This window comes from Saccharothrix variisporea (genome assembly GCF_003634995.1).
Taxonomy (GTDB): domain Bacteria; phylum Actinomycetota; class Actinomycetes; order Mycobacteriales; family Pseudonocardiaceae; genus Actinosynnema; species Actinosynnema variisporeum.
Genome location: NZ_RBXR01000001.1, coordinates 6,687,204 through 6,704,590 on the forward strand (window position 1 = coordinate 6,687,204; position 17,387 = coordinate 6,704,590).

A 17,387-nucleotide genomic window follows, 5' to 3' on the forward strand; every position below is an offset into this window, starting at 1 on the left:
CGCCGGATCCGTCGCCGCCCCGTCCGCAGGAGGTCGAAGAGGACCCATGAACATTGTCGTCCTGGTCAAGCAGGTGCCCGACACCTGGTCCGAGCGCAAGCTCACCGACGCCGACCACACCCTCGACCGCGAGTCCGCGGACGCCGTGCTCGACGAGATCAACGAGCGCGCGGTGGAAGAAGCGCTGCTGCTCCAGGAGGCGCACGGCGGCGAGGTGACCGTCGTGGCGATGGGTCCCGACCGTGCCACCGACGCGATCCGCAAGGCGCTGTCGATGGGCGCGGACAAGGCCGTCCACGTCTCCGACGAGGCCCTCCACGGCTCCGACGTGCTGACCACCGCCAAGGTGCTGGCCAAGGCCATCGGCACCGTCGAGGGCGTCGACCTGGTCATCGCCGGCAACGAGGCCACCGACGGCCGCGCGGGCGCCGTGCCCGCCATCCTGGCCGAGCTGCTGGGCCTGCCGCAGGTCACCCAGGTCCGCAAGCTGTCGGTCGAGGGCGGCGTGATCAAGGCCGAGCGCGAGACCGACGAGGGCGTGGCGCACCTGGAGGCGAGCCTGCCCGCCGTGGTCAGCGTCACCGAGAAGATCAACGAGCCGCGGTACCCGTCGTTCAAGGGCATCATGGCCGCCAAGAAGAAGCCCGTCACCACGCTGACCGTGGGCGACCTCGGGCTGGACGCGGGCGAGGTCGGCCTGTCCGCCGCGTGGTCCCAGGTGCTGGAGGCGGCCCCGAAGCCGCCGCGCAGCGCCGGTCAGCGCGTCGAGGACTCGGGTGACGGTGGTCGCAAGATCGCCGAGTACCTGGTCGGCCAGAAGCTCATCTGAAGGCGAGGAGGGAACAAATGTCTGAGGTCCTGGTCCTCGTCGACCACGTCGACGGCGAGGTCAAGAAGGTCACCTTTGAGCTTCTATCCGCCGCGCGCCGTCTCGGCGAGCCGTCCGCGGTGGTGGTCGGATCGCCCGGCACCGCGGGCAAGGTGAGGGAGTCCCTCGCCCGCTACGGCGCGGCGAAGGTGTACGCGGTCGAGTCCGAGGACGCCGCGAACTTCCTGGTGACGCCGAAGGTGGACGCCCTGGCGACCATCGCCGCGGCGAAGTCCCCGGCCGCCGTGCTCGTGTCGGCGACGCTGGAGGGCAAGGAGGTCGCCGGTCGCCTGGCCGTGCGCCTGGGCTCCGGCCTGCTCTACGACGTGGTCGACCTCGACGGTGACGGCGTCGGCACGCAGTCGATCTTCGGTGGCGCGTACGTCGTCAAGTCGAAGGTCTCCCAGGGCACGCCGGTCATCGCGGTGCGCCCCGGTGGTGTGGAGGCCGAGGAGGCCGCCGGCGACGCCGTCGAGGAGAGCATCGAGCTGCCCGCCACCGACCCGGCCAAGGCCACCCGCGTCACCGGCCGCGAGGCCGTCGTGGGCGGCGACCGCCCGGAGCTGACCGAGGCGTCGGTCGTCGTCTCCGGTGGCCGCGGCGTCGGCTCGGCGGAGAGCTTCGCCGTGGTCGAGAAGCTGGCGGACAGCCTGGGCGCGGCTGTCGGCGCGTCCCGCGCGGCGGTGGACTCCGGTTACTACCCGCACCAGTTCCAGGTGGGTCAGACCGGCAAGACCGTGTCGCCGCAGCTGTACATCGCGCTGGGCATCTCGGGCGCGATCCAGCACCGCGCCGGCATGCAGACGTCCAAGACGATCATCGCGGTCAACAAGGACCCGGAGGCGCCGATCTTCGAGATCGCCGACTTCGGCGTGGTGGGCGACCTGTTCAACGTCGCTCCGCAGCTGACCGAAGAGGTCGACCAGCGCAAGGGCTGATCACCAGCGCTTTTCGTGCCGAGGGCCGTCCCCGATCTTGGGGGCGGCCCTCGGCGTATTCGCCCACACCAGGGTTTAACCGACCTGCCACTAATGCGTCATCGGAACGACCTGCTGTCGGTCGCCATCCGGTCGGTAGACCAGTCCCCATGACGCAGCCTCAACTGCTTGTCAGCACCGGGGAAGCCACCGGACCGCGCTACTCGCTGCTGGTCGCACGCGACAGCGCCGAGGTGGTGGCCGCGCAGAGACTGCGCCACCAGGTCTTCGCCGGCGAGATGGGCGCCACCCTCCACTCGTCCGTGGAGGGCCACGACGTCGACGCGTTCGACGAGCACTGCGACCACCTCGTCGTCCGGGACGACCGGACCGGCGAGATCGTCGGCACCTACCGCATGCTCCCGCCGGAGCGGGCCGCCGACGCGGGCCGGCTGTACTCCGACACGGAGTTCGACCTGACCAACCTGGCCCCGCTGCGCCCCAGCGTGGTGGAGACCGGCCGGTCGTGCGTGCACCCCGACCACCGCAACGGCGCCGTCGTGTCGCTGGTGTGGGCGGGCATCGCCCGGTACATGCTGCTGTCCGGCCACTCGTGGCTGGTGGGCTGCGCGTCCGTGCCCCTGCACGACGGTGGCTCGTACGCGGCGGGCGTGTGGGACACCGTGCACGCCAAGCACTACGCGCCCGAGCAGTACCGCGTGACGCCGCTGAACCCGTGGGATGTCGACGCGGTTCCCCGCCCGCCGCGGACCGTCCTGCCGCCGCTGCTCAAGGGGTACCTGCGGTTGGGCGCATGGGTGTGCGGACGGCCGGCGCTGGACCCGGACTTCGGCGTGGCGGACCTGTTCGTCCTGCTGGGCATGGACCACGTGGACCAGCGGTACCTCAAGTTCTTCCTCGGGGAGACGGCGTGAGCGCCCACCCGTGGATGCCGGTGTCGCCGTGCGGCGACGGGTGCGTGGACCACTCCGGGGCTCGGGTCGGCGGCTTGCGCGTGGCACTGCGGGTGGTTGCTGCTCTGGTCGTGCTGTTGAGCGGCGTCTTTGTGGTGCTGGCAGTGCTGGTGTCGCGGGGGCGGGCGCGTGAGGTGCTGCTGCGCTCGTGGTTCCGGGCGCTGCTGCGCGCTTTCGGTGCTCGTCTGCGGGTGGTGGGCGCGCCCTTGTTCCAGGCCACTCCCGGCCGTGGGGTGCTCGTGGTGAGCAACCACGTGTCGTGGCTGGACGAACTGGCGATCGACGCCGTTCAGCCGATCCGCATGGTGGCCAAGCTGGACATCCGCTCGTGGCCGGTCCTGGGTCGGCTGATCACGGCCGCGCGGACGGTGTACCTGGACCGCGAGCGGCTGTCGCTGCTGCCCGGGACGGTGGCCGAGCTGGCTGCCGCTCTGCGGTCGGGTGCCGCAGTCGGCATCCACGCCGAGGGGACGACGTGGTGCGGGTTGGCTTCCGGTCGGTACCGGCCGGCGCTGTTCCAGGCTGCTCTGGACGCCGGTGTGCCCGTGCGGCCGGTCGTGCTGCGGTACGTGCAGGAGGGGCGGACGACGACCGGGGCGGCGTTCATCGGGTCGGACACGCTGGTCGACTCGATGCGGCGGGTGCTGCGGCTGCGGCGGCTGGTGGTCGAGGTGCACGTGCTGGACGAGGTCGCTCCCGGTCGCGCGGCGGACCGCCGTGCGCTGGCGAACCTGGTGCAGCAGGAGTCCGAACGCGCCCTGTACGGCAACGTCCTGGTGCCGGCGCAACGAGTCCACGCACCGCTGGCACCCGCGCCCGCGCCGACTCCCAGCGAAGCCGCCTGAGACCACGGCGGAGGGCTGCGGTCGCCTACGCACCCTCCGCCCTGCCCCTCACCGGCCCGCCGTCGGCCGCTGCCGTCCGCCGCGCCCCGCCGGCCGCTGCCTCCGCCCCGCGCGACCCCGCCAACCGTCGCCCCCCGCCAACCGTCGCCCGCCGGCCGTCGCCGCCCGCCCGACCCCGCCGGCCGCCGCCGCCCACCCCACCCCGCCGGTACGGGCGTGCCAGATTCGCGTCATATTGCCTTGACCTCGACCCAGCTAGAGGTTGAACCATGGACCCGTGACCACGACTGAGCAGCGCGAATCGGACAAGAGCAGCCTCTGGACCCCCGACCGCAGAGGCCCCACGCTCGGGATCATCCTCCTGGTCACCCTCCTCGCCTTCGAGAACATGGGCGTCAGCACCGCGATGCCCCGCATGGTCGCCGAACTGGACGGCAACGAGCTCTACGCCTGGCCGTTCCTGTCCTTCCTCGCCGCCAGCGTCATCGCGACCGTCCTCTCCGGCCGCCTCAGCGACCTGCGCGGCCCCCGGCCGAGCCTGCTGGTCGGACCCGCGCTGTTCCTGGTCGGCCTGGTGGTCGCGGGCACCGCCCAGGAGATGGGGCAACTGGTCCTCGGCCGCGTGCTCCAGGGGCTGGGTGGCGGGGCGCAGGTGGTCGCGGTGTACGTCCTGATCGCGCTGGTCTACCCCGAACGCTCCCGCCCGAAGGTGTTCGGCCTGCTGGCCAGCGCCTGGGTGGTCCCCTCCCTGGTCGGTCCGGCGCTGTCCGGCTGGCTGACCGAGACGCTGTCCTGGCGGTGGGTGTTCCTCGGGCTCGCACCATTTGTGCTGGTCGGCGTGCTCCTGCTGGTGCCGGTCCTCAAGAACCTCCCCGCGCACACCCCCGACCAGGGCACGCGCAAGGGGCTGCCGCTGGCCGCACTGGCCGCCGGGGTCGGCGTGGTGGGGTTGAGCTGGGCCGCCCAGCACCCCAACGGGGTCAACCTGCTGGTCGGCGTCGCCGGGATCGCCGTCCTCGTCCCCGCGTTGCGCGTCCTGCTGCCCAAGGGCACGCTGCGCGCCAAGGCCGGCCTGCCCGCGACGATCCTGTCCCGCGGGCTGCTCGCCGGTTCGTTCTTCGCGGCCGAGGCGTTCATCCCGCTCACCCTCACCTCCGTGCACGGGTACTCGGCGATCTGGTCCGGCATCCCGCTCACGCTCAGCGCCCTGGGCTGGTCGTCGGCCGCCTGGTGGCAGGGGCGCAACCCGCAGATCCCGCGCGCGAAGCTGGTCCGCTGGGGGTTCGTGCTCAACGCCACGGGCATCGCGGGCGTGACGCTCATCGCACCTTCGTGGGGTCCGGCGTGGCTGACGCCCGTCCTGTGGGCGGTCGCCGGGGCCGGCATGGGGATCGCGATGTCGAGCCTGAGCGTGCTCACGCTGGGCGCGTCCACCGACGTCGACCGGGGTTTCAACTCCTCGGCGCTGCAGATCAGCGACATGCTGGGCTCGGCGCTGCTGGTCGGTCTGGGCGGGGTGCTGGTGTCGACGTTCGCCTCCACCGCCGCGCCGACGGCCGCCGTCATCCCGTTCGACCTGCTGATGGCCGCGATCTCGGTCCTCGGTGCCGTGCTCACGCGGAGGCTGGGCAGGGCTACCCTGGAAGACTGATGGCCTACTTCGACCATGCCGCCACGACGCCCATGCTCCCCGAGGCGATCGAGGCGATGACCAAGGCGTTGTCCACCACGGGCAACGCCTCGTCGCTGCACACGTCCGGCCGCAAGGCCCGGCGGGCGGTCGAGGAGGCCCGGGAGGACATCGCCGACGCGCTCGGCACCCGGCCGTCCGAGGTGATCTTCACCAGCGGCGGCACGGAGAGCGACAACCTCGCCGTCAAGGGCGTCTACTGGTCGCGCCGCACGGACCGCCGCCGCCGGGTGGTGGCCTCCAGCACCGAGCACCACGCCGTGCTGGACACCGTGCAGTGGCTCGCCGACCACGAGGGCGCCGAGGTCACCTGGGTGGAGCCCGACGAGCACGGCCGCATCCACCCCGACGCGCTGGCCGAGGCGCTGGGCGACGACGTGGCGCTGGCCACCGTGATGTGGGCGAACAACGAGGTCGGCACCATCAACCCGGTGCCCGAGCTGGCCGCGCTCGCCGCGCAGGCCGGTGTCCCGTTCCACACCGACGCCGTGCAGGCGGTCGGGTCGGTGCCGGTGGACTTCACGGAGTCCGGCGCGAGCGCCCTCACGCTCACCGGGCACAAGCTGGGCGGACCCTACGGTGTGGGCGTGCTGCTGCTGGGCCGGGACGTCGCCACCACACCGGTGCTGCACGGCGGTGGCCAGGAGCGGGACGTGCGCTCGGGCACGCTGGACGTGCCGGCGATCGTCGGCCTGGCCGCGGCGGTGCGGCACGCGGTGACCGAGCAGGTCGCCCACGCGCAGGAGCTGGCCGCCCTGCGCGACGAGCTGGTCGCGTCGGTGCGCCGGGCCGTGCCGGACGTGGTGCTCAACGGCGACCCCGTGCACCGGCTGCCCGGCAACGCCCACCTGACCTTCCCCGGCTGCGAGGGCGACAGCCTGCTGATGCTGTTGGACGCCAAGGGGATCGAGTGCTCGACCGGCTCCGCGTGCACCGCGGGCGTCGCCCAGCCCAGCCACGTGCTGCTGGCGATGGGCGTGGACCCGGTGCTCGCGCGCGGGTCGCTGCGGTTCTCGCTGGGGCACACCTCGACGCTCGACGAGGTGCGCGAACTGGCCCAGGCGATCGGACCGGTGGTGGAACGCGCCCGCACGGCGGGCATCGCGGGGATGAAGCGGACGAAGGCGGGGGTGTGACCGGGATGCGGGTGCTGGCGGCGATGAGCGGCGGCGTGGACTCCGCCGTGGCCGCGGCGCGGGCCGTGGCGGCGGGGCACGACGTGACGGGCGTGCACTTGGCGCTGTCGGCCAAGCCGGGGACGCTGCGCACCGGCGCACGCGGGTGCTGCACGATCGAGGACGCCCGCGACGCCCGCCGCGCCGCCGACGTGCTGGGCATCCCGTTCTACGTCTGGGACTTCGCCGAGCGCTTCACCGAGGACGTGGTCGAGGACTTCGTCGCCGAGTACGCCGCCGGCCGCACCCCGAACCCGTGCCTGCGCTGCAACGAGCGCATCAAGTTCGAGGCCCTGCTGGACAAGGCGATCGGCCTGGGCTTCGACGCGGTCTGCACCGGCCACTACGCCCGCCTGTCCACTGTGGACGGACGTCCGGAGCTGCGCCGCTCGGCCGACGACGGCAAGGACCAGTCCTACGTGCTGTCCTCGCTGACCGACGAGCAGCTCGCGCACGCCATGTTCCCGCTGGGCGACTCGACCAAGGCGGACGTGCGCGTGGAGGCGGCGGCCCGGGGCCTCCAGGTCGCGGAGAAGCCGGACAGCCACGACATCTGCTTCATCCCGGACGGCGACACCCGTGGCTTCCTGACCAAGCGCCTGGGCGAGCAGCCCGGCGTGCTGGTGGACGACGAGACCGGCGCGGTGCTCGGCCGGCACGTGGGCGTGCACGAGTTCACCGTGGGCCAGCGCCGGGGCCTGGGCATCGACGCGCCCGCACCGGACGGTCGGCCCCGGTACGTGCTGTCGCTGGAGCCGGTGAGCGGCACCGTGCGGGTCGGGTCGGCGGAGAAGCTGGCGGTGACGGAGATCGTGGCGCGGACGCCGGTGACCCGCATCCCGTTCGACGGACCCGTGGAGTGCGTGGCCCAGGTGCGCGCGCACGGCGGCCTGGCCCCGGCGGTGGCCGAGCTGGTGGACGGTTCGCTGAAGGTCCACCTGCGCGAGCCGCTCAGCGGCGTGGCCCCCGGCCAGGCGGTGGCGATCTACCGCCCGGACCCGGCCGGCGACCTCGTCCTGGCCAGCGCCACCATCGACTCCACCCGCTGACTCACACGAGGGCGTTGAACACGGCCGCCGCGCCGACCAGGGCCGCATAACCGCCGGCGGCCGCCCGCACGACCCGCACCTTCCGCCGGTCCTCCCACGTGGTGAAGTCCAGCAACCAGGCCAGCAATGGCAACAGCAAGACACCGTGCATGGCAACCCCGTGCGCCAACTTCCAGGAGCCACCGCGCTCGGCCACCATCAGCCCGCCGAACGCCATCGCCACCACAAGACTCGCCGCGCCCACCCGAGCCGCCAGACGCATGGCCGGCGGCAGCGAGGCCTTGAAGACCGCCACCGCCAACGCGACCACGCACACGACCAGCGTGATGCCGCCAACCGTCAGCGCGCGCGTGACCAGGGTGTCGAAGGCGGTCGACTCGTTGAAGTGCGACGGCACCTTGCGCCACGCCTGGAGGCTGATCAGCGCCACCTCCGCGACAGAAGCGCCGGTGAAGACCCCCACCCACACCGACCGCAGCCGCACGAACCCGGCCACCCACGTGTAAGAGGCCAGGGTCAGCCCGAACGACAACCCGAACGTGACAGCCTTGCGCCACGACACCGGCCCCTCCCAAGGGCCACCGTTGACGAAGAACACCACCAGGTGCGCCAGGCCCGACAGGAACAGCAGCGCCGACACCCGGTACGCGACACGCGAAGTCATGCCACCCGATGGTGGTCATCCGACCGGGTAACCACGTCCCTCGCCAGGCGTCTCAGAAACGTACGTCGAGCAACGTACGACCAACTCCCTTACGCGCACAGCGCACATTTCGCGCGCAGCGCGGCTTTTGTGTGCGGTGGTCTCAACCACAGGTGGAGGGCCTCGGTTCCCCCGCCGTATGGCCTGCCCGAAGGGCTACCGCACTTCGGGTCGGGTGCAGCCGAAAGTTTTTGCGAGGAACGACCAAAAAGTTTTAGCGGCACCCGGCCCGAAGTGTGGTTGGCTCCGCCAGGCCATGCGGCGGGGGAACCGACGCCCTTCACCCCCCGCTGGCGGCCTGCCGCGCGGCGAGCGCCGCTTTTCATCTTTTGATCTTGAGAGCGCGAAGCGCATTACGGGGTCCAGTCGGTGTTGGCACCGCACAACACCACACACGCCGTCCCCGGCACGCGCCCGTCCAGCCACGCCGCGAACGGCACAGCCGCCGCCGGTTCCACCGCCAGCCGGAACTCCTCCCACAGCCGGTCCCGCGCCGACAGCAGTTCCGCCTCGCTGACCAGCACCGACCTCACGTCCGACGAGCGCAGCACCCCGAACGGCACGTCACCCACCCGAGTGGCGCCCAACGCGGACGCGGCCACCGAGTCGACCGGCGAGTCGACCGGCTCGCCCGCGACCAGGGCGTTGTGCACGCAGCAGCACCCCTCCGGCTCGACGGCCGCCACCCGGACCCCGGACAACGCCGTCCCCGCCGCCAACCCGCCGCCGCCGGCGGCCACGGCGATGACGTCCACGTCCGGGGCGTCCTCCACGATCTCCAGCGCCACCGTGCCCTGTCCGGCGATGACGGCCGGGTCGTTGTAGGCCTCCACGTAGTACCCCGGCGCGGACTTCGCGGCGACCACCGCCTCCGCGTACGTCGAGCCCGACCGGATGAGCTTCGCACCCGCCGCCTCGATCCGCCGGACCTTCCCCTCCGGCGCGCTGACCGGCACGTACACGGTCGCCTGCGTGCCCAGCAGCTTGGCGGCCATCGCCACGCCCAGGCCGTGGTTGCCGCCGGACGCCGTGACGACCCGGTCCGGGACGTCGGCCAGCAGCAGCGTGTTCACCGCCCCGCGCAGCTTGAACGAGCCGGTGAGCTGGAGGTGTTCGAGCTTGAGCACGAGCGGGCGGCCGTCCACCGAGACGCGCCACAACGGGGTGCGGCGGATGTGGGGGCGGATCCGGTCGGCTGCGGCGGTGACGTCCATGTCACCAGGATGCGCGCATGTCACCGGGATGCGCGCATGTCACCGGGATGCGCGCATGTCACCAAGATGCGCATGTCACCAAGATGCGCGCATGTCACCAGGATGCGCGATCAGCCGCCGAACCACCGGTACACCCACACCACGACGGTCACCGCCCCGATCACGAAGCACAGCAGCACGACCACGAGCCCGAGCAGCACCAGGACGTTGGCGGGCCACGACGAGTCGCGGTCGTCGGCGACGGCCAACCGCGCCCGCAGGTCCTCCGACACCGCGCCGCGCAACGCCGCCAGCCGGACCCGCGCGGTCTCGGTGGTGTGCTCTCCGCTCACCCAGTTCAGCGCCGCCAGCCGGGCCTGCGGCGTGCGGTAGGCGCGTTCGAACGCCGCCACCTCCGCCTCGACCCGGTGCTCGGACAGGTAGCTCCACCGGCCCGCCTGCGCCGCGTCGCCGAGCACCCGGTACACCGCCGCCAGCCGCTCCCGCAGGTCCAGCCGGTCGGGGTAGGTGGTGACCAGCCCGACGAGGCGCTGCCGGGCCTTCAGCACACTCGCCAGATCACCGCGTTCCAGTTCCTCGGCGGCCTTGCGCAGCGTCAGCTCCACCGGCATGAGGCTCATGGTCCCAGTCCGCGCAACCGTAGGATCGCCGGGTGATCGGGGTGTCCGTCGTCGCCTTCGGCCTGGCCTGGTGGCTGGGCCTGTACCTGCTGGTCCGCGACCCGCGCAAGCCGCTGCTGCACCGGACCGCCGCCGGGCTGCTGGCCTACGCGGCGGCCCTCGCGCTGCCGGTGCCGCCGGTCGTCCTGGCGCTGCCGGCGATCGCGTGGACCGGTGCGATCACGTGCTGGCTGCCCGAGCGGTACGACCGGTGGTGGCGGATCTCGGCGGTGCCGCTGGTAGCGGCGGCGTGGTTCTTCCCGCCGGTCGTACTCCTCCCGCTCGCCTTCGTCCTGGTGCTCTACCTGCGCGAACACCGGACGTTGGTGGGTGCGGCGTCGCTGATGTTCCTGCTCGGGTCGGGCGCGGTGCTGCTGAACTTCGTCCCGGCGGTGTGGCTGGTGGCGGCGATCGGCGTGGACCTCATGCTGTTCGGCGTGCTCGTGGCGGTCCGGGACGCGTTCGACGAGGGCGAGGCGATCCGGGCGGACATGGTGCGGTCGCTGCTGGTGTCGGCGGGCATGGCGGCGGTGTTCGGCGGGCAGGTGGCGTTGTTCCTGGACGACCGGCTCGCGCCCCTGCTCTTCGGGACGGTCGCTGCGGCGGTCGCCCTCCAGGTCCTGGCCAACCCGCTCGCGGCCGTCGTCGACCGGGTCGCCGTGCCGGAGGTCGCCGACGAACGGGCGGAGCTGCGCGAGGCCGCCGACGCCCTGCCCCGCCGTGCGCCACTGGCCGAGGACGCCGATTTCGTGAAGCTGACCCGGCGGGCGTTGAGCAGTTACGGCGACCTCGGGAAGTTGGTCGCCAGCCCGTTGACCGAACTGCCGGTCATTTCGCGGCGACTCGCCGCCCGAGGTGCGCCCGACCAACCGTTGGAACGCGCGGCGGAATTGAAGTCGTTGTTGTGGGAGAGCATCCAGCGGCTCAAGCCGAAGGACGGCGACTTCGGCACCAGCGACGAATGGCGGCACTACAACGCGCTGTACTTCTACTACGTGGTCGGCATCCGGCCGTATTCACGGCGCACGAAACGCGAAGACCTCGACCCGGACGCCCGCAAGGCGCTCGCGTGGTTCGTCAACCAGGTCCCCGAGCGAACCCTCCACAACTGGCAGAACGCGGGGGCGAAGCTGGTGGCCGCGGACCTGTCCGCCCAGGTCGAGGCCTGAGAACTGGCAGCCGTTGGCAGTGTTCGGCGTTCTGCCGGCAGTGGTTCCGGGCCTAACTTCTGGGCCATGACGACGACTCAGGTTCGCAACGACGGTTTCCTCCGCTTCGCACTCAAGCTCGACGGCGTCGCCTCGGGCGGATTGGGGCTGCTGGCTCTTCTGATCGACGCCCCGCTGGGCTTGCCGCGCGGTCTCGTGCTCGGGCTCGGCGCATTCCTCGTCGCTTACGGCGTGGGTGTTTTCTTCCTCGGCACGCGCCCCGTCCGGGCACTCGTCGGTGTGGTGGTGGTCGGGAACTTCGTGTGGGTGGTGGACAGCTTCCTGACCGCTTTCGCCGGCTGGTTCCCGGTGACCGGGCTGGGTGTTTTCCTGATCGTGGCCCAGGCCATTTCGGTGCTCGGTTTCATCACCCTTCAGGTAATCGGACTGCGCCGCGCCGCCTAGTCCCTGCGCGCCGGCTAGTCCCTGCCCGCCGCCTGGTCCTTGAGGGTCCGGCTCCGGCCGCGGAACTCCGCGACCACCTCGTCTCCCCGACGCACGGTGATGTCGTAGATCCCGCTCCGGCCGCGCCGGACCCTCTCCACGGCGGTGGCGACCAGCTCGTCCCCCAACCGCACCGGCACCAGGAAGTCGATCTCCGCCTGCGCCGCGACCGTCACCGACCCGGGACGGTTGCAGGCGCAGGCGAACGCCGTGTCGGCCAGCAGGAAGACGTACCCGCCGTGCGCGATGCCGTGACCGTTGATCATGCGGTCGGTGACGGTCATGGTCAGGGTCGCGGACCCGTCCGAGAGGTCGAGCGCCTTGATCCCCAGCGCGGTCGACGCGGCGTCGTTTGCGAGCATGTCCGCAGGTCCGTTCATCCCCGCACCCTAGAACAGGCGCACCGCATGGGACTGTTGGAGATCGGCCGCGCGGTCGGGCTGTTCGCCGTGACCAACGTGGACGACATCGTGCTGCTGGCGCTGTTCTTCGCGCAGGGCGTGCGGCCGGCGAAGGTGGTGCTGGGGCAGTACCTCGGGTTCGGCGCGATCCTCGTGGTGGCCGTGGCGGCGTCGGCGGGCGCGGCGCTGTTGCCGGAGCAGTACCTGCACTGGCTGGGGCTGCTGCCGTTGGCGCTCGGGCTCAAGGCGGCGTGGCAGGCGTGGCGGGCGTGGCGGGGCGGGGACGACGAGGCTGCGCCCGTGTCGGGTGCGCTGGGCATCGCCGGGGTGACCTTCGCCAACGGCGGCGACAACATCGGGGTCTACGTGCCGGTGTTCGCCACGACCGGGGTCACCGGGTACGTCGTGGTGTTCCTGCTGCTGGTGGCGGTGTGGTGCGCGGCGGGCCGGTTCCTGGCCACGCGGGAGCCGGTGGCGAGGACGCTCAGCCGGTGGGGCCACGTGGTGCTGCCGGTCGTGCTCGTGGTCATCGGACTGCTGGTGCTGTTCGGCTGACCGCGTGGGACGGCTGACGGGGGTGGCGTCGCAGGGTCGCCACCCCCGTCGAACCCGCGGGGTCGTTACGCGGTGAACCCCTTGAACAGGGTGGTGAACTCGTACTGCGACTGGGCGATGCTGCTGCACGTCGGCGAGACACCCCCGCCGGGGCAGGACCCGTTGTCGCGGCCCACCGACCAGAAGCCCAGCAGGCCGATCCGGTTGGTGTTGGCCCAGGTCACCAGCTTGCGCGCGTGGTCCTGGGTGAAGACCTTGCCGTTGAAGTTGCGGCCGATCATCGGGGTCACGCCGAGCAGCCGCTTCAGCTCCGCGTCGGACTTGCCGGGCCAGATCTGCTTCATCTGCCGCAGCGAGCTCTCCGCGGCGGCGATCACGGCGTCGCCCCAGTCCGGCTTGGACGTCCCGAACTCCATCGTCATCGGGTTGACCAGCACGGTCAGGCCCTTGGCGGCGGCGTTCTGGAGGATCTGCACCGAGTAGGGGTCCATGCCGTAGTCGTCGCCCTGGACGCGCATGGTGTAGCTGATGGACGTGCCGCGCTCGGTCTGGAGCTTCTTCAGCGCGGTGTTGACCATGTCGTGCGGGATGGACGCCTCGACGTCCACGTCCAGGTGGTTGCTGCCGACCGCGTCGAGCACCTTCTTGTACGCGCCGAGCAGGGCATCGGCGGTCGAGCAGGTGTACTCCAGGTACGGCCCGGCCGCGCCGCCGGTCGCCACGATCACGTCACCGCCGAGCGCCTTCAGGGCCCGCACGTCGTTGATGATCCGGCTGTCGTTCAACGGGATCGTGCCGCCCCACGACGGGTTGCAGCCCGAGCTGTCGGCCAGGGCGAAGGCCAGCGTGAACACCTTCTGGCCGGTCGCGCGGGCCACCGACTCCAGCGACGGGGTGGGCATCGTGATGTCGACGTACGGGGCCGACTTGATGCTCCCCGGCGGCACCGGAGTGGTCGTCGTGGTGGTGGTTGTCGACGACGACGTGGTGGTGGTTGTTGTCGACGACGAAGTGGTGGTGGTCGTCGTGGTCGTCGTGCTGCCGGCGCAGGGTTGGCCGTTGAGCTTGCAGTTGGCGGGCAGGCCGGTGCCGTTGACCAGGAAGCCGAACGACGTGGACGCGCCGGCGGCGACCGAGCCGTTGTACTCGCGGTTGGTGAAGGTGTGGTGGTTGCCGCTGCTGGCCAGGGTCGCGTCCCAGTAGGAACCGGGCGTGCTGCCGGCGGGCAGGTCGAACTCCAGCTTCCAGCCGGTCAGCGCGGTGCTGCCGGCGGTGATCGTGTACTTGCCCTGGTAGCCCGAACCCCACGTGGAGTCCTGGGTGAACACCGCGGTCGGGCTCGGCGCGGCGCCCGCCGGGGCGGCCAGCAGCAGGCCCGTGGTGACGACCGCCGCGGCACCCGCGGCGAGGGCGGCGAGGACCTTGTTCGACATTGAACGTGCTCCCGTGGCAGGGGGACGGGGTGGAAGTGGTGCGGGAGCGCGGGGCGCGGCACGCCCCCACACCACGTCGTGTGCGGTGCCGTCGCAACTGTCGGCACCGACACAGTGACGGTAAGTGGACTGGACCACCGCGTCAATGGGTCTAGACCTTTTCTGTCGCCAACCGGTCAAGGCCCGGGGTGGGAGACTGTGCGGCGTGGAACACGCACCCTGGTCCGAAGGCAGCGCAACCGGCATCGGCTCACTGCCGGGAACGGACCCGCTGGAAGCCGCGCGGGTCGTGCTCGGTGAGCTGCCCACCCTGCCCCACCTGCCCGAACTCCCCGCGCGCGGCGTCGGCGCGGACGTCATCGGCCGCACCGCCGCGCTCTTGGTCGACCTGCCGATCGAGGTCGTCACCTCCGGCTACCGGACCGCTTCCCACGTTGGGAAGGACCACCGCCGCGCGGTGGACCTGTTGCGCCGCGACCTCGACGCGTTCGAGGAAGCGGCCGACGGGCTGACGCCGTCCGTGGTCAAGGTGCAGGCGGCCGGGCCGTGGACGCTGACCGCCGGCATCGAGCTGATGCGCGGCCACCGCGTGCTGACCGACAAGGGCGCGCTGCGCGAGTTCACCGCGTCGCTGACCGAGGGCCTGGCCCGGCACGTCGCCGAGGTGGGCAAGCGGACGGGCGCGCAGGTCGTCGTGCAGCTGGACGAGCCGTCGCTGCCCGCCGTGCTGCGCGGCCTGCTGCCCACGCCGTCCAAGCTCGGGACCGTGCCCGCCGTCCCGGAGCCCGACGCCCGTGCGGTGCTCCAGACCGTCATCGAGGGCGTCGGCGCGGACGTGGTCGTGCACTGCTGCGCGCCCCGCCCGCCGCTGACGTTGCTGCGCGAGGCCGGCGCGAAGGCGATCGCGTTCGACGTGACCGCGCTGGACGAAGGCATGTGGGACCAGGTCGGCGAGGCGTGGGAGGAGCGCACGACCCTGTTCCTCGGCGTCGTGCCGAGCACCGACCCGGGCCGTCCGCTGAAGCTGCGCGACGCGGCGAAACCCGCGTTGGACCTGGTGGACCGCCTCGGGTTCCCGCGCTCGATCCTCGCCACGCACGCCGTGCCGACGCCGACGTGCGGCCTGGCCGGGGCCACGGCGTCCTGGGTGCGGCGGGCGCTCGCGCTGACCCGCGACCTGGGCAAGGCGTTCGTGGAACCGCCCGAGGGCTGGTGACCCGCCCGGCCGGCGGCTAGTCTCCCTCCAATTAGGGAAGGTTCTTTACTAAGGCCACCGCCGCCGGCCTGGAGCGGAGGTTCCATGCGGTTCCCACGGTGGGCGATGGCGCTCGCACTGGTCGGGTCGGTGTCGACGGCGCTGCCCGCGCACGCCGCCCCGACCGGGCACGTGCGGCTGGACCAGGTCGGCTACGGGACGGCGGAGAGCAAGCAGGCCTACCTGCTCGCGAAGTCGGCCGTCGACGGCCGGTTCACGGTGGTGGACGCCGGTGGCGACACGGTCTTGACCGGGAAGCTCGGCGCCTCACTGGGCAGCTGGAGCCCGAAGTTCAGGGCGGTGCACCCCATCGACTTCACCGCCCTGACCAAACCCGGCACGTACCGGATCAAGGCGGCCGGCACCACGTCACCACCGTTCACAGTCGGCAACGAGCTTTTCTCCCCGGTCACCGACCACACGATCGAGTTCTTCCAGGCCCAACGCGACGGCGCGGACGTCATCCCGGGCCGCCTCAACCGCAAGCCCGCGCACCTGACCGACCGCGCCGCGACCGTCTACGACACGCCCGTCTTCCGCGGTGACGGTGGCGACGAGCTTGCCGAGCCCCTCAAGCCGTTGGGGCACACCGCGGACGTCGAGGGCGGCTGGTTCGACGCCGGCGACTTCGTGAAGTTCACCCACGCCACCGCGTACTCCACGGCGTCCCTGCTCTTCGCCCAACGCGCCGAACCCAAGGACGCACTGCGCGCCGAAGCCGAGTTCGGCCTCCGGTGGCTCGACAAGGTCTGGGACGCCGACCGCGGAGTCCTCTACGCGCAGGTCGGCATCGGCACGGGCAGCGCCGAACACGGCTTCCTCGGCGACCACGACGTGTGGCGGCTCCCGGAGGACGACGACAAGCTCACCGTGAAACCGGGCGACGAGAAGTACTTCATCAAGCACCGCCCGGTGTTCCGCGCGAACAAGCCGGGCGAGAAGATCAGCCCCAACCTGGTCGGCCGCGTGACGGCGTCCTTCGCCCTGGCGGCCCAGCTTGAACGCGACCCCCGCGAGGCCCGGTGGTACCTGGAGCAGGCGGCGAGCCTGTTCGCCCAGGCCAAGACGACGAACGTGGGCGAACTGGTCACCGCGTTCCCGCACGCGTACTACCCGGAGAGCTCGTGGGCAGACGACCTGGAGTTCGGCGCCGCCGAGCTCGCCCTGGCCGGCAAGGCCCTGCACGACCCCCGAGCCGACCAATGGGCGCGTCAGGCGACGCACTGGGCGGCGGTCCACCTGACCGGCGGCGACCCGGACACCCTGAACGTCTACAACACCAGCGCCCTCGGCCACTTCGGCTTGGTGCAACTGCTGCGCGCGGGCGTCCCGGGCGCCGAGGTCACGCAATCCCAGGTGATCGGAGACCTGCGCCGCCAACTCCAGTCCGGTGTGGACAGCGCTGCGGCAAGCCCGTTCCGCACGGCGGCCAGCCTGACCGAGTTCGACGCAGCCACCCGCAGCTTCGGCTTCGCCGCCACGGCGAGGCTGTACCGGGCGCTGACCGGCGACCGGACCTTCGACGCGTTCGGCGTGCGCCAACGCAACTTCACCCTGGGCGCGAACGCCTGGGGCACGACCCTGGTCATCGGCGTCGGCACGAAGTTCCCACAATGCCCCCACCACCAGGCCGCCAACCTGTCCGGCGACCCCAACGGCGGCCGGCGGGTGCTGGCCGGCGGCGTGGTCAACGGACCGAACGCGGCTTCGCTGTTCGACGACCTCGGTGAGATGCCGGCGGGCGCGGTCGCCTGCGCCAAGCCCTACACGAAGGAGTTCGACTCGGCGAGCTCGCGTTTCGTGGACGAACTGACGTCCTGGCCCAGCTCGGAACCAGCCATCGACTTCACCGCGACAGCAGTCCTCGCTTTCACCCTCTCCTGACCAGACGTCTTCGCCCGAAGGGCGCAATGCTTTCGCCGTGCTGCCAAGCCCACGGGAAGGGCCTCGGTTTCTTTCCCCCGTACGGCCTGGGCGAAGCCCAACCGCGCTTGGCC

Annotated in this window: 17 protein-coding genes; 12 read left to right on the top strand and 5 right to left on the bottom strand. The window is 71.7% G+C overall.

What is annotated here, in order from left to right:
* Positions 1–46 precede the first annotated feature (46 nt).
* From DFJ66_RS30440 to mnmA, 7 genes are all read left to right on the top strand, one after another.
* Entirely contained in the window at positions 47–829 is a 783-nt protein-coding gene (locus DFJ66_RS30440) for an electron transfer flavoprotein subunit beta/FixA family protein (RefSeq protein WP_121226204.1), read from the top strand.
* Between the two features lie 17 nt (positions 830–846).
* Complete coding sequence (locus tag DFJ66_RS30445; RefSeq protein WP_121226206.1) at positions 847–1,806, top strand: electron transfer flavoprotein subunit alpha/FixB family protein; 960 nt, start codon at positions 847–849, stop codon at positions 1,804–1,806.
* Between the two features lie 149 nt (positions 1,807–1,955).
* On the top strand, positions 1,956–2,720 hold the full coding sequence (locus DFJ66_RS30450) for a GNAT family N-acetyltransferase (RefSeq protein WP_121226209.1): 765 nt from the start codon (positions 1,956–1,958) through the stop codon (positions 2,718–2,720).
* On the top strand, positions 2,717–3,604 hold the full coding sequence (locus DFJ66_RS30455) for a lysophospholipid acyltransferase family protein (RefSeq protein ID WP_246029962.1): 888 nt from the start codon (positions 2,717–2,719) through the stop codon (positions 3,602–3,604). The genes DFJ66_RS30450 and DFJ66_RS30455 overlap by 4 nt, the downstream gene beginning before the upstream one ends.
* Before the next feature lie 277 nt (positions 3,605–3,881).
* Positions 3,882–5,255 (top strand): MFS transporter, encoded by a 1,374-nt coding sequence (locus DFJ66_RS30460; protein ID WP_121226211.1) that lies wholly within the window; start codon positions 3,882–3,884, stop codon positions 5,253–5,255.
* Positions 5,255–6,430, top strand: a complete 1,176-nt coding sequence (locus DFJ66_RS30465; RefSeq protein ID WP_121226213.1) for a cysteine desulfurase family protein — start codon at positions 5,255–5,257, stop codon at positions 6,428–6,430. Before DFJ66_RS30460 ends, DFJ66_RS30465 begins: the two co-directional genes overlap by 1 nt.
* 5 nt (positions 6,431–6,435) lie before the next feature.
* Positions 6,436–7,518, top strand: a complete 1,083-nt coding sequence (gene mnmA, locus DFJ66_RS30470) for a tRNA 2-thiouridine(34) synthase MnmA (protein WP_121231965.1) — start codon at positions 6,436–6,438, stop codon at positions 7,516–7,518.
* A gap of 1 nt (position 7,519) precedes the next feature.
* On the opposite strand, the gene DFJ66_RS30475 is transcribed toward mnmA, so the two are convergent.
* The 3 genes from DFJ66_RS30475 to DFJ66_RS30485 form a co-directional block, all read right to left on the bottom strand.
* Positions 7,520–8,182: a hypothetical protein gene (locus DFJ66_RS30475; RefSeq protein ID WP_121226215.1), complete on the bottom strand. Its 663-nt coding sequence runs from the start codon at positions 8,180–8,182 to the stop codon at positions 7,520–7,522.
* Between the two features lie 392 nt (positions 8,183–8,574).
* The gene (locus tag DFJ66_RS30480; protein ID WP_121226217.1) at positions 8,575–9,435 is read right to left on the bottom strand and encodes a serine/threonine dehydratase; all 861 of its coding nucleotides are present in this window, start codon (positions 9,433–9,435) and stop codon (positions 8,575–8,577) included.
* Between the two features lie 110 nt (positions 9,436–9,545).
* A complete protein-coding gene (locus DFJ66_RS30485) occupies positions 9,546–10,046 on the bottom strand; it encodes a DUF6584 family protein (RefSeq protein ID WP_121231967.1) in 501 nt (166 codons plus the stop codon).
* Between the two features lie 41 nt (positions 10,047–10,087).
* On the opposite strand from DFJ66_RS30485, the gene DFJ66_RS30490 reads away from it, so the two are divergent.
* The gene (locus DFJ66_RS30490; RefSeq protein WP_121226219.1) at positions 10,088–11,263 is read left to right on the top strand and encodes a hypothetical protein; all 1,176 of its coding nucleotides are present in this window, start codon (positions 10,088–10,090) and stop codon (positions 11,261–11,263) included.
* Between the two features lie 66 nt (positions 11,264–11,329).
* A complete protein-coding gene (locus tag DFJ66_RS30495; RefSeq protein WP_121226221.1) occupies positions 11,330–11,707 on the top strand; it encodes a hypothetical protein in 378 nt (125 codons plus the stop codon).
* Between the two features lie 14 nt (positions 11,708–11,721).
* Here DFJ66_RS30495 and paaI read toward each other — a convergent pair whose 3' ends face one another.
* Positions 11,722–12,126, bottom strand: a complete 405-nt coding sequence (gene paaI / locus DFJ66_RS30500; protein ID WP_121226223.1) for a hydroxyphenylacetyl-CoA thioesterase PaaI — start codon at positions 12,124–12,126, stop codon at positions 11,722–11,724.
* 27 nt (positions 12,127–12,153) lie between these two features.
* Here paaI and DFJ66_RS30505 point away from each other — a divergent pair, with 27 nt between their 5' ends.
* The gene (locus DFJ66_RS30505; RefSeq protein WP_121226225.1) at positions 12,154–12,702 is read left to right on the top strand and encodes a cadmium resistance transporter; all 549 of its coding nucleotides are present in this window, start codon (positions 12,154–12,156) and stop codon (positions 12,700–12,702) included.
* 65 nt (positions 12,703–12,767) lie between these two features.
* Here the strand turns inward: DFJ66_RS30505 and DFJ66_RS30510 are convergent, their stop codons facing one another.
* Positions 12,768–14,135 carry a cellulose binding domain-containing protein gene (locus DFJ66_RS30510; protein ID WP_121226227.1) on the bottom strand — a complete coding sequence of 456 codons (1,368 nt, stop codon included), beginning with the start codon at positions 14,133–14,135 and terminating at the stop codon, positions 12,768–12,770.
* Between the two features lie 205 nt (positions 14,136–14,340).
* Between DFJ66_RS30510 and DFJ66_RS30515 the strand changes: the two genes are divergently transcribed.
* Together DFJ66_RS30515 and DFJ66_RS30520 are read left to right on the top strand one after the other, a co-directional pair.
* Positions 14,341–15,351, top strand: coding sequence for a methionine synthase (locus DFJ66_RS30515; protein WP_211351379.1), 1,011 nt, complete (start codon positions 14,341–14,343; stop codon positions 15,349–15,351).
* A gap of 84 nt (positions 15,352–15,435) precedes the next feature.
* Entirely contained in the window at positions 15,436–17,274 is a 1,839-nt protein-coding gene (locus DFJ66_RS30520) for a glycoside hydrolase family 9 protein (RefSeq protein ID WP_121226231.1), read from the top strand.
* The last annotated feature ends 113 nt before the right edge of the window (positions 17,275–17,387 follow it).

Coding starts and splice junctions, on each gene's coding strand:
- DFJ66_RS30440 (WP_121226204.1), top strand. CDS start 47: ATGAACATTGTCGTCCTGGTCAAGCAGGTGCCCGACACCTGGTCCGAG.
- DFJ66_RS30445 (WP_121226206.1), top strand. CDS start 847: ATGTCTGAGGTCCTGGTCCTCGTCGACCACGTCGACGGCGAGGTCAAG.
- DFJ66_RS30450 (WP_121226209.1), top strand. CDS start 1,956: ATGACGCAGCCTCAACTGCTTGTCAGCACCGGGGAAGCCACCGGACCG.
- DFJ66_RS30465 (WP_121226213.1), top strand. CDS start 5,255: ATGGCCTACTTCGACCATGCCGCCACGACGCCCATGCTCCCCGAGGCG.
- mnmA (WP_121231965.1), top strand. CDS start 6,436: ATGCGGGTGCTGGCGGCGATGAGCGGCGGCGTGGACTCCGCCGTGGCC.
- DFJ66_RS30475 (WP_121226215.1), bottom strand. CDS start 8,182: ATGACTTCGCGTGTCGCGTACCGGGTGTCGGCGCTGCTGTTCCTGTCG.
- DFJ66_RS30480 (WP_121226217.1), bottom strand. CDS start 9,435: ATGGACGTCACCGCCGCAGCCGACCGGATCCGCCCCCACATCCGCCGC.
- DFJ66_RS30485 (WP_121231967.1), bottom strand. CDS start 10,046: ATGCCGGTGGAGCTGACGCTGCGCAAGGCCGCCGAGGAACTGGAACGC.
- DFJ66_RS30495 (WP_121226221.1), top strand. CDS start 11,330: ATGACGACGACTCAGGTTCGCAACGACGGTTTCCTCCGCTTCGCACTC.
- paaI (WP_121226223.1), bottom strand. CDS start 12,126: ATGAACGGACCTGCGGACATGCTCGCAAACGACGCCGCGTCGACCGCG.
- DFJ66_RS30505 (WP_121226225.1), top strand. CDS start 12,154: ATGGGACTGTTGGAGATCGGCCGCGCGGTCGGGCTGTTCGCCGTGACC.
- DFJ66_RS30510 (WP_121226227.1), bottom strand. CDS start 14,135: ATGTCGAACAAGGTCCTCGCCGCCCTCGCCGCGGGTGCCGCGGCGGTC.
- DFJ66_RS30520 (WP_121226231.1), top strand. CDS start 15,436: ATGCGGTTCCCACGGTGGGCGATGGCGCTCGCACTGGTCGGGTCGGTG.